We start from the raw sequence: 13,587 nt of genomic DNA on the forward strand, positions 1-13,587 counted from the left end.
ATGTCCGCACCCAGCCAGGACGCGACCCCGGTCGTCCTCGAACGTGACGCGACCACGGTCATCTTCGAGCGTGACGGGGCCGTGGCCGTTCTCACCCTGAACCGCCCGGATCGCCGCAACGCGCTGGACGCCGGGACGAAGACGGCGTTGCGCCGGGCGCTCGAGGAGGCCGCGTCCGACGACGCCGTCCGTGCCGTACTGCTGACCGGCGCGGGCAGCGCCTTCTGCGTCGGTCAGGACCTCGCCGAGCACGCGGCCGCCCTGCGCGCCGACGCGGAGCACGCGTTCGACACCGTCGAGGAGGACTACGCGCCGATCATTCGGCTCGTGGCCACGATGGGCAAGCCGGTCGTCGCGGCCGTCAACGGTACGTGCGTCGGCGCGGGGCTGGCTCTCGCGCTGGCCTGCGACCTGCGCGTCCTCGCCGAGGAGGCCGTCTTCGCGACGGCGTTCACCGGGATCGGGCTGACGTGCGACTCCGGGCTGTCCACGACGCTCACCCGCGCGGTCGGCGAGGCGCGGGCCAAGGAACTCGTCCTGCTCGGCGAGTCCTTCACCGCTCAGCAGGCCGTCGCGTGGGGGATCTCCGGTCGCGTGGTCCCACGCGCGGACGTCGGTACGGCGGGCCGTGAGTTCGCGGCCCGGCTCGCGGCGGGGCCGACCGCCGCCTACGCCGCGTCCAAGCTGCTGATCGCACAGTCCTGGGGCCGGGACCTCGGGACGGTGCTCACGGCCGAGGCGCACGCCCAGGCCCAGCTGGGCCTGACCGCCGACCACACCGGAGCAGTCGAGGCGTTCCTCGCCAAGCGCAAGCCCGCCTTCGAGGGGCACTGAGCTCGCGCCTCTCCAGTACGGCGTTCGCCCCGGTCACCAGTGAGGTGACCGGGGCGAACGCGGGCTGCCGGACCGGGGCTCAGCCGTGGGAGGCCCGCTGAGCGGATGCGGCGTGGGCGAGGTCGATGGCGGTCCACGCCATCGCGGTGGCGCCGTCCAGGACCGCTCTGTCGGCGGCCGGAGTGGCGCAGGCCGCGGTGAACTCGGGCTGATGGTTGACCGCGGGCAGGCAGTCCAGCCCCAGCATGGGATGGATGCTGGGAACGACATGGGAGACGTTACCCATGTCCGTGGCCGCGCCGGCCGGAGCACCGCCGGGCAGGTCCGGGAAGACGCGCCCCAGCGCCTCGGCGTTGGCCCGGTCCAGCCGGAGCATCCCCGCATCGGGCCGCAGGTCGGCGTAGTCGGGGCCCAGGGGAGTGACCGTCAGCTCGCACCCGGTGGCCACCGCTCCCGCCTCGAAGCACCGCCGCACGCGTGGCTTGAGCTCGGCCAGGGCCTCCAGCGTGGAGGCTCGGACGATCCACCGCCCGTGGCTGGCGTCGGGGATCACGTTCGGCGCGGTGCCGGCCTGGGTGACGATGCCGTGGACGCGGTCACCGGCGCCCGTCTGCTGGCGCAGCAGCCCGATCGCCACCTGCGCGACGGTCATCGCGTCGGCGGCGTTGACGCCCAGCTCCGGGTACGCGCCCGCATGGGCGGGCTTCCCCCGGTAGGAGGCCTCGAACTGGGCGACGGCCGAGCCGGGCATCGCCGCCATCTCGACCGCGGCGGGATGGACCATCATCGCCGCGTCGAGCCCCGCGAACGCGCCGCGCTCCAGCATGAGGATCTTGCCGCCGCCGCCTTCTTCGGCCGGAGTGCCGAGGACGGTCACCGTCAGTCCGAGATCGTCGGCCAGCCCGGCCAGTCCGACTGCGGCGCCCACTGCCGCGGCGGCGATGATGTTGTGCCCGCAGGCGTGCCCGATCTCGGGCAGGGCATCGTATTCGGCGCAGATCCCGATGTGCAGCGGACCCGTTCCCACGCTCGCCCGTACGGCGGTGGGCAGGTCGTAGCAGCCGTGCCGGACGTCGAAACCGGCGGCGCTCAGCGCGTCCGCCACCCACGCGCTGGCCCGCGTCTCCTCGAAGGCCGGCTCGGGGTGGGAGTGGATGCGATGGGACAGCTCGACCAGGCGGCTGCTCCAGGCGCCGACGGCGTTGGCGGCATGCCGCTTGGCGCCGCCCGCCGCCCCACCTTTCACCCCAGCCACGTCCCCGGCGCCCATTCCCGCTGAGTCCACTCCCCTTGGGTCCGTCACGCGGACGGGGCGGTGTGGATCGAGACAGGGCGGGTGGCCGCGTCATAGGCGGCCCGGGACCCGGTCGCCCCCATGCCGCTGTCACCCGCCGGCTCGTACAGCCGCTCGGGCCCGCCCCCCTGCCACTGGTTGACCCACACGACCCCGGCCGGGATGTCGCGAGCCGCGGCCATGTGCGCCGGGTCGTTGGTGTACACGGTGGCGGCGAGGCCGAAACGGGTGCCGGCCGCCTTCTCCAGCCCCTCCTCGAAGGAGGAGACGACCTCGACCGGGGCGAGCGGGCCGAAGGTCTCCTCGGTCATGACCAGCATGGAGTCGTCCACGCCGGTGAGCACGGTGGCGGGGTAGAAGAAGCCCTTGCCCTCGGGCACGGTCCCGCCCGTGCGGACGGTGGCGCCGCGGTCGACCGCGTCGGTGACGTGCCGGTCCACGATGTCGCGCTGACGCCGGTCGACCAGCGGGCCCAGCACCGTGCTCTCGTCGCGCCCGTCTCCCAGGGCGTAACCGTTGGCGACCTCGACGAGGGCGTCGACGAACGCCTCGGCGATGTCCTGGTGCACGTAGACGCGTTCCATGGACGTACAGATCTGGCCGGAGTTGGCGAACGCGCCGAACGCGACCGCCGCGGCGGTCGCGGCCGGGTCGACGCCCGCGTCCACTACCACGGGGTCCTTGCCGCCGAGTTCGAGGATCGCCCGGTGCAGCAGGGCCCCGCTCTCCGCGCCGACCCGGCGTCCGGCCTCGACCGAGCCGGTGAAGTGGACGAGCCCGATCCGTTCGTCCGCGACCAGCGGCGCGCCGGCCCGGGAGTCGCCGAGAACCAGGTTCACCACGCCGGCCGGCAGGTCCATCAGTTCCAGCAGCCGTACCGCCGACATGGGGGAGCGTTCGGACGGCTTGAGCACGACGGTGTTGCCCGCCGCCAGCAGCGGGCCGAGCGCCCCCAGCGCCATGGGCACCGGGAAGTTCCACGGCACGATGACCGCCGTGGCGCCGAGCGGCTTACGCAGGATCGTGGTGGCGCTCCCGCCAGGACCGGCGACGGTCTCCTCGAACGGATAGTCCAGGGCCTCGGCCACCGCCGCCTTGAATCCTTGCGCCGCGCCCCCGATGAAGGTACGGCCGAGCGCGACGGGCTTGCCCATCTCCCGGCATTCGAGCTCCGCCAGCTCCCCGGCGTGCTCGGCGATCGTGTCCGCCCACCGGGACAGGCGCTCCACGCGCTCGGCGACCGGCAGGGCCGCCCAGGCCGGCTGCGCCTGGACGGCCGCGTCGACGGCCAGGCGGACGTCCTCCGGCGAGCCGCCGGGGGAGCGGCCGACGACCTCTTCGGTCGCCGGATCGATCACGTCGTGGAACGCGTCACCACGGGAGTCCTCCCACATGCCGCCGATCAGGTTCTGCAGGGTCTTCACGAAATGGTGCTCCTTGCGAAGTAAGTGGGGGCGGACTCAGCCGAGGCGGTCGGCCATGAGCTCGCCGACCATGATCGCTGCCAGGTTGGTGTTGGCCCGTGGGACCGAGGGGAAGATCGAGGCGTCGACCACGCGCAGCCCGTCGACCCCCAGCACGCGGCACGACGGATCGACCACCGTGGCGGCGTCACCGGGTGCGCCCATCCGGCAGGTGCTGGTGCCGTGCTGGGCGTCCACCGCGGTGGCCAGGAGGTGGTCGTCGAGTTCGGCCTCGTTGTCCAGCACCGCGAACAGGCGGCTGTTGCGGGCCTCGACCGAGCCGTCGAGGATCGGGGCGACCTCGGGCCCGCGCGCCATCTCGACCAGGGCGCGGACCCCCTGGCGCAGCCGCTCCAGATCGCGGGCGTCCGACAGCATCCGCTCCCGCACCTCGGGCTGGGCTTCGGGGTCGGCGGAGGTCAGCGACAGTACGCCGCGCGAATGGTTCTGGTTCAGCCACACGCCGAAGCCGCCCGCCGGGAACCGGGTGTCGGCGGCCTCCATCGACAGGACGTTCTGGTTCAGCGAGACGAACATCATGTCGTGCGGCAGACCCCCGGGGCCGCTGGTGTAGCGGACGCAGACATTGGTGTGGCGGTCGTCGGCCGTCTTGATGGCGGCCTCCGAGGTCAGCGGCAGCTCGACGACGATCATCGGATGGTCCTGCATGCCGAGGCCGACCGGCAGGTCCCGGCGTACCGTGATCCCCAGCCGGCGCAGGTCGGCGGCCGGGCCGACCCCCGACCGCAGCAGGATCGCGGGGGAGTGGATGACGCCCGCGCTGAGCACGATCTCGTCCGCGTACTCGGTCGTCGCCGTCCCGTCCACGATCACCCGGACGCCGGTGGCGCGGTCGCCGTAGAACACGACCTGGTCCACCAGGGCTCCGCCGCGTACGGTGAGGCCGGGCAGGGACCGGCCCGGCTCGAGGTAGCCGTCGTTGACCGTGACCCTGCGCCCGGCGCGCGAGTTGATCGGGTAAGGCGAGACCCCGCTCGCACCAGGCGCGTTCACGTCCGGGGCCCACGGGTGTCCGGCGGCCAGCGCGGCGGCCGACAGGGCGGAGTCCACCGCTCCCCACTGCTCCCGAGGCATCCGGAAGATCGGTGTCGGCCCGCCGCGCCCGTGGTACGGCTCGTCCCCGAACTCCGCGTCGTCCTCCAGCTTCGCGAAGTAGGGCAGCACGTCTTGCCATGACCACCCGGCGCACCCCGCCGCGGCCCAGTCGTCGAAGTCCTCCACCGGCGGGCGGATCGCGATCTGCCCGTTGATCGACGAGCTGCCACCCACCCCACGCCCGCGCCAGTACGGCGCCTGCGCCTGCTTGTCGGTCCGGGAGGAATTGACGCCCATCCAGACCAGGCCCTCGGTAGCGCTGGGATCCAGCAGCGCCCGGACGGGGTTCGGCGACCGCCACGCCTCGTGCATCTGCGCCGACCGGTAGTCGGGCCCGGCCTCCAGCAGCAGGACGCGCTTGCCCCGCTCGGCGGAGCGGACGGCGAGTGCCGCGCCGGCGGAACCGGCTCCCACGACGATGATGTCCCAGCCCGTGCCTGTCACGGCGAACCTCCTGCATTCAGGCAGCGCGGCTCCAGACATGCCCGAACCGCTGTTAGCCGGTAGACTGCCCTCCAGCGGAAAGTTCAGTCAATAGTGAAAGTTCATTTTTTTCTGAGCGATGGGAGTCCGGTGGTGTCCAGCCCGGTCGGCGACGATGCGGTGAATCCCCTGATCGACGACTTCGGACTGCACATCGGCCGGGCGATGGGCTGGCCGCCGATGGCCGGACGGGCCGCGGGCGTCCTCATGCTCAGGGAGGCGCCCATGACGATGACGGAGCTGCAGGAGGCCCTGGACGCGAGCAAGGGCTCGGTGTCGGAGACGACGCGCCTGCTGATGGTCAGCGGAACCGTGCGGCGCTTCAAGCAGCCGGGTTCCCGGCAGTACGTCTACGAATGGCGCGACGACGCCTGGAGCGGCTGCCTGCAGCACCAGCTGGAGCAGACGACCGAGTTGCTGACCCTGGCCGAGAGCGCGCGGCGCCGCGCCGCCGACCTGCCCGAGCGGCAGGGGGCGCGCCTGCGGGAGATGCACGAGTACTACACCTTCATGGTGCGCAGCCTCGACGCGCTCCTGGAGGAGTACAAGGCGTCCCGGGAAACACGCTAGCTCTCCCGTGCCCCCCAGTCCGTGCCCCGCCCACGGGCCTCGTCGAACACCAGCCAGGTGCGGGTGGCCCGGACGCCGGGGACGTCCTGGATGCGTTCCAGCACCACCTGCCTGAGCGCCGCGTTGTCCGGCGTCCTGACCAGGACCAGGACGTCGTAGTCGCCGCCGACCATCGCGAAGTGCTCGACGTACGGGATGCTCCGGAGCCTGGCCGACACCGTACGCCAGGAGTTCTGCTCGATGGTGACCGAGACGTACGCGCTGGTGCCCAGACCGGCCTTGTGCGGGGCGAGTTCGGCCGTGAAGCCGGTGATCACTCCGTCGTCCATCAGCCGCGTGAGGCGTGCGTAGGCGTTGGCGCGGGAGATGTGGACGCGCTCGGCGAGCGTCCGCATCGACATCCGGCCGTCGCGCAGCAGCTCGGCGATGATCGCGCGGTCCACCCCGTCCAATTTGCTGGCCGAATGTCCCGGCCAGCCCCCCTCAACGCCCTCGTCCGCTGACATTTGGCCCTCCCCGCGTCCCCATTGAACCCATTTGTCGCTCATCATGCCTGATGTCTTGAACAGATGGTTCTGGAGGTCGACGCTTTCCTTGTCAAACGTCCAGAGAAAGAGAGCGTCGCCATGTCCGTGCGGACGCGCCGTCAAGCGGTCGACGGCCTTCTCCCCTCACCCGAGCCAGTGCGCTTCATCGCCGAGGACGGTACGGCCGTGCGAGCGCCCGCCGGTTACCCGGCGCCCGCCGATGAGCAGTTGCTGGAGGCGTACCGCCGGATGGTCCTGGGCCGCCGCTTCGACCGTCAGGCCACCGCGCTGACCAAGCAGGGCCGGCTCGCCGTCTACCCGTCCAGCCGCGGGCAGGAGGCCTGCCAGATCGCCGGCGTGCTCGCGCTGCGCGAGGACGACTGGCTGTTCCCCACCTACCGGGACTGCGTGGCCCTGGTCTCCCGCGGCATGGATCCCGTCGAGGTGCTCACCCTGCTGCGGGGCGGCTGGCACTGCGGGTACGACCCCGCCGCCACGCGGGTCGCGCCGCAGTGCACGCCGCTGGCCACCCAGACCATCCACGCGGTCGGCATGGCCGAGGCCCTGCGCCGCAAGGGCGAGGACGGCGTCGTCATGGCCTTCATCGGTGACGGCGGCACCAGCGAGGGCGACTTCCACGAGGCGCTCAACTACGCCGCGGTCCTCCACGCCCCCGTCGTGTTCTTCGTGCAGAACAACAAGTACGCGATCTCGGTGCCCCTGGCCAGGCAGACCGCGGCTCCCGCGCTCGCGTACAAGGGGATCGGCTATGGCATCCCGTCCGAGCAGGTGGACGGCAACGACCTCGTCGCGGTGCTGTCCGTCCTGACCGAGGCCGTGCGGCGGGCGCGGACCGGCGGCGGCCCCTTCCTGGTCGAGGCGCACACCTACCGCATGGACGCCCACACCAACGCCGACGACGCCACCCGGTACCGGCAGACGGAAGAGGTCGAGCGGTGGGAGTCGGCCGACCCCCTCGCCCGCCTGGAGACCTATCTGCGCGGCCGGGGCCTCCTGGACGCCGAGGCCGTCGCCGCCGCGCACGCGGCCGCCGAGGAGTACGCCGCCCGCCTGCGCGACGAGATGAACGCCGACCCGGAGACGAACCCGTTCGAGCTGTTCGACCACGTCTTCGCCGAGCCCACACCCCAGCTGCGCGAGCAGCGGGCGCTGCTGGCGTCCGAGCTGACCGCCCCGGAGGACTGACATGACCACGATGACGATGGCGCAGGCGCTGAACACCGCGCTGCGGGACGCGCTGCGCGAAGACGAGCGGGTTCTCGTCTTCGGCGAGGACGTGGGTCCGCTGGGCGGCGTCTTCCGCGTCACCGACGGGCTGACCAAGGAGTTCGGCGAGGATCGGTGCTTCGACACCCCGCTGGCCGAAGCGGGGATCGTGGGCCTGGCCGTGGGCATGGCCATGGGTGGGTTCCGCCCGGCGGTCGAGATGCAGTTCGACGCCTTCGCCTACCCGGCCTTCGAGCAGATCGCCTCACACGTGGCCAAACTCCGCAACCGCACGCGCGGGCGGCTGTCGTTGCCGATGGTGATCCGGATTCCGTACGCGGGCGGCATCGGCGGTGTCGAGCACCACTGCGACTCCAGCGAGGCCTACTACGCGCACACTCCGGGGCTGAAGGTCGTGACCCCCGCGACCCCGGACGACGCGTACTGGCTGCTGCGCGACGCCATCGCCGACCCCGACCCGGTGATCTTCATGGAGCCCAAGCGCCTGTACTGGTCCAAAGGCGACATCACGCCCGCCGACCGGCGGGCCGGGGGGTTCGGGCAGGCGGTGGTACGGCGCGAGGGACGCGACGCGACGCTGGTCGCCTACGGGCCGAGCGTCCCCGTGGCCCTCCAGGCCGCCGAAGCCGCTGCCCAGGACGGCATCTCCCTGGAGGTGGTGGACCTGCGGACGATCGTCCCGTTCGACGACGAGACCGTCGTGGCCTCGGTACGCAAGACCGGCCGCTGCGTGGTGGTCCAGGAGGCCCAGGGGTTCGCCGGGGTGGGCGCGGAGATCGCGGCCCGCGTACAGGAGCGCTGCTTCCACTCCCTGGCCGCCCCCGTGCTGCGTGTCTCGGGATTCGACATCCCGTACCCGCCGCCCATCCTCGAGCACGCGCATCTGCCCGACGTCGACCGGATCCTCGACACGGTCGACCGGCTCCAGTTCGGCGACGAGCCCGATCTCCTGCACCTGGCTCGGGAGGCGTCATGACGACCACTGCCGCGCGGCAGGTGTTCCGGCTGCCCGACCTCGGCGAGGGCCTGACGGAAGCCGAGATCGTCGTATGGAAGGTCGCCGTCGGCGACAGGGTCGAGATCGACGAGATCGTGGTGGAGGTCGAGACCGCCAAGGCGGCCGTGGAGGTGCCGGTCCCCTTCGCCGGGACCGTCCTGCGGCTCCACGCGCAGGCGGGCACCGTCCTGACGGTCGGCGAACCACTCATCGAGGTCGGCCCCGCGGCCGCCGACAAGGACACGGCCACCGTCGACCAGGACACGGATCCCGCGGCGGCCCGCTACCGCGAGGAGGAGCAGGCCGGCTCCGGCAACGTCCTGATCGGGTACGGCACCGGCCGCACGTCCGGCACGCGGCGGCGCCGGGGCGGCTCCCGGCGCACCGACCGCAGGACCCCCGAAACGGCACCGGAAGCGTCCGCCGCTCCTCTTGCCGCCGGACCGGAGCGTGCGGCTCGACCCGAGCGTGCGGGCGAGCCGGAGCTTGTGGCCGAACTCGAGCTTGCGCCGGGGCACGCGCCGGAGCGCGCGCCGCAGCACGCACCGGGACAGGCGCCGCGCGTGGTCTCGCCGCTCGTCCGCCGGATCGCCCGCGAGCACGGACTGGATCTCGCCGCCATCACCCCCACCGGACCTCGCGGCGTGATCCTTCGTCGCGACGTCGAGCAGGCCATCGCCGACCTCGGCAAGGCACCCGGGGACTCCGCGGCATCGCCCGCGCCCCCGCTCTCCGCGACGGGAACGGCGTCCGCGTCTGCGCTGCCTGCGACGGGAACGGCGTCCGCGTCTGCGCTCCCTGCGACCGGAACGACGCCCGCCTCTCCGGGCGGCGCGACAGGAGCGGTGCCGCCCGCGTCTGTGCTCGGCTCGGCCGGGACGGCGTTGACGGCGGAGCGCATCCCCCTGCGCGGGCTGCGGCGGGTGGTGGCCGACAAGCTGGCCCGCAGCCGCAGCGAGATCCCCGACGCCACCACCTGGGTGGACGTCGACGCTACCGGCCTGCTCGCGGTGAAGGACGCGCTGCGCCAGGACCGCCCGGAGCTCGGCATCGGCCTGCTCGCGCTCCTGGCCCGCATCTGCGTGGCCGGCCTGCGACGCTTCCCCGAGCTGAACTCCTCGGTCGACACCGCCCGCGCCGAGATCGTCCGGCACGGTCACATCAACCTCGGCTTCGCCGCGCAGACCGATCGCGGTCTCGTCGTGCCGGTGGTCCGGGACGCGCACCTGATGACGACCGCGGAACTCGCCGCGGAGCTGACTCGCCTCACCGGCCTGGCCCGCTCGGGCGGACTGCCTCCCACGGCGCTGACCGGGGGTACGTTCACGCTCAACAACTACGGGGTCTTCGGCGTGGACGGATCCACCCCGATCATCAACCATCCCGAGGCCGCGCTCCTCGGCGTCGGCCGCATCATCGACCGCCCCTGGGTGACCGGCGACGCGGTCGTACCCCGCAAGGTCACCCAGCTGTCACTGACCTTCGACCACCGCGTCTGCGACGGCGGCGCCGCCGGCGGCTTCCTGCGCTACGTGGCCGACTGCGTGGAGAACCCCGCGATCCTGCTCGCCCACGTGTAGCGACCGGCACAGACGTGTAGCGACCGGCCCCGAAAGGAAGTGAGACCCACGTGGTCCATGTACGCCCGTCCCTGATCGGACTCCAGTCCTACGTGCCGGGACGCAAGGTGCCCGGAGCCGTCGTCCTGGCCAGTAACGAATGTCCGTACGGTCTGCTGCCCAGCGTCGCCGCCCGGCTCGCCCGGCTGACCGGCGGCCTGTCCCGTTACCCGGACATGGGCGCCGGCCGCCTGCTCCAGGCGCTCGCCGACCACCACGGCGTGACCACCGACCGCGTCGCCGTGGGAGCGGGCTCCTCCGAAGTCTGCGGGCAACTGCTGCACACGGTGTCGGCGCCGGGCAGTGAGGTCGTCTTCGGCTGGCGGTCGTTCGAGGCGTACCCCATCCTGACCGCGGTGGCGGGCGGAACGGCCGTACCGGTGCCGCTGCGCGACCACGTCCAGGACCTTCAGGCCATGGCGGCGGCCATCACCGACCGGACCCGGCTGGTCTTCGTCTGCAACCCCAACAACCCGACCTCGACGCCCGTCGGCGAGAGCGCCCTGCGCGCCTTCGTCGACCGGGTGCCCGAGCACGTGCTGATCGTCGTCGACGAGGCCTACCACGAATATGCCGATCCGTCCGTCGTACCGGACGCGCTCGCGCTCTTCGGCGACCGGCCGAACGTCGTCGTCCTCAGAACCTTCTCCAAGGCGTACGCGCTGGCGGGGCTGCGGATCGGTTATTGCGTCGGCGCGCCCGAGATCATCGCGCAAGTACGCAAGACGCAGACGCCGTTCAGCGTCAGCGCGCTCGCCCAAGAGGCGGCGGTCGCCGCGCTCCAGGAGCACGAGGAGGTCGCCAGGCGGGTCGCCCGCACGGTCGAGCAGCGCGAGCGCGTCACTCGTGAGCTCCGGGCCCTCGGCTATGACCTGCCCGCCTCCCAGGCGAACTTCGTGTGGCTGCCGCTCGGCCAGGACAGCACGGCCTTCGCCGACCACTGCCTCGCCAACGGGGTCATCGTCCGCGCCTTCTCCGGAGAAGGCGTCCGCGTCACCATGGGACTGCCGGAGGAGAACTCGGCCTTCCTCACCCTGGCCGAGACCTGGAGACCGGCCTTCACCTAGCCCATCCAGCTGATTGACAAGGTTGGGCGCGTCGCAGAACAGCCGGTCGGCCGGCACCACCGGCTCGAGCGGCTGATCCGTCGCGCCCTGAGGCTCGCAGTTTGCTTCGAGGCTCGAAGCTGTTACTTTGTTCCTTGCTTTGAGGTTCGAAGTAAATGGCGACACCGAGCACGAGGAAGCGATACGCCCATGTACAGGTACGCAGGCATCACCGCGCTCGTCACCGGCGCCTCGAAGGGTCTCGGCGTGGCGTACGCCCGTGAACTCGCCCGACGAGGGGCCGATCTCGTACTCGTGGCCCGCTCCGGCGACGCGCTGCGCCGGGTCGCCGACGAGATCCAGCAGGAGCACGGGGTCGACGTAACGGCCGAAGTGGCCGATCTCGCCGATCCCGACGGGGTGGCACGTCTGACCTCGGAACTCGACCGACAGGGCCGCACCATCGATCTTCTGGTCAACAACGCGGGCGCGGGCGCCATCGGCCCGTTTCTGAGCTCCTCGCTGCGGCGCAACGTCGACTCCGTCGAACTGAACGCCATCGCCCTGATGAGCCTGACTCACGTACTCGGCAACCGCATGGCGGAGAGGGGGCGCGGCGGAATCATCAACGTGGCCTCCACGGCCGCCTTCCAGCCGATGCCGTACCAGGCCAGTTACGCGGCGACGAAAGCGTTCGTGCTGTCGTTCACCGAGGCGCTGGCCGAGGAGCTGCGCGGCACCGGGGTGCGGGTCATGGCGGCCCACCCCGGAGCCACCGCCACGGCATTCTTCGACGCCACCTCCGCCACCATGAATCCGGCGTTCACCGACGCGCCGGAGGATGTCGCGGTCAAGACCCTCGACGCCTTCGCCAAGGGCGCCGTCAACTCCTACCCCGGGCGGGCGATCAACAGACCGGCGACCTGGCTCTCCCGCGCGTTGCCCCGCACCACGGTCACGAGGTTGACCGGGCGCGTGAACCGGGCCACGGGGTTGCACCGCGCCCAGGACCTCGACGTCTCGCCGTGATCGCGTGCCCTTGAAGGCAGCGCCACATGCTGAGCGCTGAAGTGGCAACGTTCCGGTAACAAGCCGTTGACGTGGGAGTGGAGTTACCGGAGACTCCTGACTACGTAGTCAACAGCTCCCGGAGCGTGACCCATGCGCGATACAGGTCGCGGCCCCCGCCGCCCGGCCGGCAGCATGGACGTCGCGCGGCTGGCCGGAGTGTCGCAGAAGACCGTCTCCCGGGTGATCAACGGCGAACCCAACGTCCGCGAGCACCTGCGCGAGCGCGTGCTGCAGGCCGCGCGAGAGCTCGGCTACCGCCCCAACACGGCCGCGCGGGCGCTCATCAAGGGCCGATTCCACCGCATCGGGGTCGTCTCGCTCGGCAGCACCCTGTACGGCCCCGCCGCGACGCTGGTCGCGCTGGAGCGAGCGGCCCGCAGGACCGGTTACTCACTCAGCATCGTGTGCACCCTCGAAGGCGAGCCGGGCGGCATCAGCGCCGCCATCGACTCGCTGATCAGCCAGGGCGTGGACGGCATCGTGCTGTCGGAGCCCATAGACGAGGGACAGGACCTGGCCCTGGACCCGGACGTGCCGGTCCTGAGCTTCAACCAGCTGAGCCCGCCGTACGCCGACAACGGCGTGTTCATCAGCGGTGGCGGCGTCGCCGCCGGACGCGCGGCCACCGAACACCTGCTGTCCCTGGGCCATGCCACCGTCTGGCATGTCGCGGGGCCGCAGCGCTGGTGGGCCGCGCGTGACCGGCTGGCCGGCTGGCGCGAAGCGCTGGCCGCGGCCGGCGTGCCCGAGCCGCCGGTCCTGGAGGGCGACTGGTATCCCGCGTCGGGCTACACCGCCGGCGTCGAGCTGGTCGCGGCCGGCGATGTGACCGCCGTGTTCGTCGCCAACGACGACATGGCGATAGGCGTCATGCGGGCGTTCAGCGAGGCCGGGCTGCGCGTGCCGGAGGACGTCAGCCTCGTCGGCTTCGACGACTCGCCGCACGCCGCCTACCTGGTCCCGCCCCTGACCACCATCCACAGCGACTTCGAGGGCGCCGCGGTCCGCGGCCTTCAGCTGCTGGTGGAGCGGATCGAGGGGGCCACGGGCCCGGCGGTGCTGGAGGAACCACCGGCCGAACTCATCCCGCGCGGCTCGACCGCGCCCCCGGAATCGAGGTGACCGGCTGACACCCTGACCCCTTCACAGCGTGCGCGCTCTGCGACGGCGCGCCGCTGACATGACCGAAGCCGGGGCGACCGTTTCGCCGACCCCCCGGCTTCGGCCTGCTCGGAGCTCGGACCTGCGACGTCCGGCTCCTTGTGCTCAACACACGAGAAATGAGTCTAGCAATGATCATCAACAAGCGGTGGCTCCCC

General features: G+C 71.9%; 12 protein-coding genes. 8 read left to right on the plus strand and 4 right to left on the minus strand.

All coding sequences use genetic code 11. The annotated features are described in order from the left end of the window. Complete coding sequence (locus ACGFJ2_RS46875) at positions 1-834, plus strand: enoyl-CoA hydratase/isomerase family protein (protein WP_393479689.1); 834 nt, start codon at positions 1-3, stop codon at positions 832-834. Between the two features lie 79 nt (positions 835-913). Here the strand turns inward: ACGFJ2_RS46875 and ACGFJ2_RS46880 are convergent, their stop codons facing one another. Genes ACGFJ2_RS46880 through ACGFJ2_RS46890 form a run of 3 tightly spaced genes read right to left on the minus strand, consistent with a single transcriptional unit; the run spans position 914 to position 5,151 of the window. Continuing rightward, positions 914-2,089: a M20 family metallopeptidase gene (locus tag ACGFJ2_RS46880; RefSeq protein WP_393479691.1), complete on the minus strand. Its 1,176-nt coding sequence runs from the start codon at positions 2,087-2,089 to the stop codon at positions 914-916. Between the two features lie 44 nt (positions 2,090-2,133). Beyond that, positions 2,134-3,552, minus strand: coding sequence for an aldehyde dehydrogenase family protein (locus tag ACGFJ2_RS46885; protein WP_357952084.1), 1,419 nt, complete (start codon positions 3,550-3,552; stop codon positions 2,134-2,136). A gap of 36 nt (positions 3,553-3,588) precedes the next feature. Then, positions 3,589-5,151: a GMC family oxidoreductase gene (locus ACGFJ2_RS46890; protein ID WP_393479695.1), complete on the minus strand. Its 1,563-nt coding sequence runs from the start codon at positions 5,149-5,151 to the stop codon at positions 3,589-3,591. A gap of 132 nt (positions 5,152-5,283) precedes the next feature. On the opposite strand from ACGFJ2_RS46890, the gene ACGFJ2_RS46895 reads away from it, so the two are divergent. Then, positions 5,284-5,760, plus strand: coding sequence for a hypothetical protein (locus tag ACGFJ2_RS46895; RefSeq protein WP_357952086.1), 477 nt, complete (start codon positions 5,284-5,286; stop codon positions 5,758-5,760). On the opposite strand, the gene ACGFJ2_RS46900 is transcribed toward ACGFJ2_RS46895, so the two are convergent. Next, a complete protein-coding gene (locus ACGFJ2_RS46900; protein ID WP_357952087.1) occupies positions 5,757-6,266 on the minus strand; it encodes an Lrp/AsnC family transcriptional regulator in 510 nt (169 codons plus the stop codon). The two genes, ACGFJ2_RS46895 and ACGFJ2_RS46900, sit on opposite strands and share 4 nt — an antisense overlap. Positions 6,267-6,386: 120 nt before the next feature. On the opposite strand from ACGFJ2_RS46900, the gene pdhA reads away from it, so the two are divergent. The 6 genes from pdhA to ACGFJ2_RS46930 all read left to right on the plus strand — a co-directional run bounded on the left by pdhA (position 6,387) and on the right by ACGFJ2_RS46930 (position 13,390). Beyond that, positions 6,387-7,493, plus strand: coding sequence for a pyruvate dehydrogenase (acetyl-transferring) E1 component subunit alpha (pdhA, locus tag ACGFJ2_RS46905; protein WP_357952088.1), 1,107 nt, complete (start codon positions 6,387-6,389; stop codon positions 7,491-7,493). Position 7,494: 1 nt separating this feature from the next. Beyond that, positions 7,495-8,511, plus strand: coding sequence for an alpha-ketoacid dehydrogenase subunit beta (locus ACGFJ2_RS46910; protein WP_358199947.1), 1,017 nt, complete (start codon positions 7,495-7,497; stop codon positions 8,509-8,511). Continuing rightward, positions 8,508-10,112 (plus strand): dihydrolipoamide acetyltransferase family protein, encoded by a 1,605-nt coding sequence (locus ACGFJ2_RS46915; protein WP_393479699.1) that lies wholly within the window; start codon positions 8,508-8,510, stop codon positions 10,110-10,112. Before ACGFJ2_RS46910 ends, ACGFJ2_RS46915 begins: the two co-directional genes overlap by 4 nt. 50 nt (positions 10,113-10,162) lie before the next feature. Beyond that, positions 10,163-11,218, plus strand: coding sequence for a histidinol-phosphate transaminase (gene hisC, locus ACGFJ2_RS46920; protein WP_393479702.1), 1,056 nt, complete (start codon positions 10,163-10,165; stop codon positions 11,216-11,218). A gap of 189 nt (positions 11,219-11,407) precedes the next feature. Further along, entirely contained in the window at positions 11,408-12,226 is an 819-nt protein-coding gene (locus tag ACGFJ2_RS46925) for an SDR family NAD(P)-dependent oxidoreductase (protein ID WP_393479704.1), read from the plus strand. A 132-nt stretch (positions 12,227-12,358) separates the two neighbouring features. Continuing rightward, complete coding sequence (locus ACGFJ2_RS46930; protein WP_357952093.1) at positions 12,359-13,390, plus strand: LacI family DNA-binding transcriptional regulator; 1,032 nt, start codon at positions 12,359-12,361, stop codon at positions 13,388-13,390. The last annotated feature ends 197 nt before the right edge of the window (positions 13,391-13,587 follow it).

The sequence above is a fragment of the Nonomuraea sp. NPDC049028 genome, assembly GCF_043197735.1.
Classification (GTDB): Bacteria; Actinomycetota; Actinomycetes; order Streptosporangiales; family Streptosporangiaceae; genus Nonomuraea.

Excerpts from the sequence above, each read along its gene's own strand:
- ACGFJ2_RS46925 (WP_393479704.1), top strand. The coding sequence starts at position 11,408 with ATGTACAGGTACGCAGGCATCACCGCGCTCGTCACCGGCGCCTCGAAG.
- ACGFJ2_RS46875 (WP_393479689.1), top strand. The coding sequence starts at position 1 with ATGTCCGCACCCAGCCAGGACGCGACCCCGGTCGTCCTCGAACGTGAC.
- ACGFJ2_RS46930 (WP_357952093.1), top strand. The coding sequence starts at position 12,359 with ATGCGCGATACAGGTCGCGGCCCCCGCCGCCCGGCCGGCAGCATGGAC.
- ACGFJ2_RS46910 (WP_358199947.1), top strand. The coding sequence starts at position 7,495 with ATGACCACGATGACGATGGCGCAGGCGCTGAACACCGCGCTGCGGGAC.
- ACGFJ2_RS46900 (WP_357952087.1), bottom strand. The coding sequence starts at position 6,266 with ATGTCAGCGGACGAGGGCGTTGAGGGGGGCTGGCCGGGACATTCGGCC.
- pdhA (WP_357952088.1), top strand. The coding sequence starts at position 6,387 with ATGTCCGTGCGGACGCGCCGTCAAGCGGTCGACGGCCTTCTCCCCTCA.
- ACGFJ2_RS46915 (WP_393479699.1), top strand. The coding sequence starts at position 8,508 with ATGACGACCACTGCCGCGCGGCAGGTGTTCCGGCTGCCCGACCTCGGC.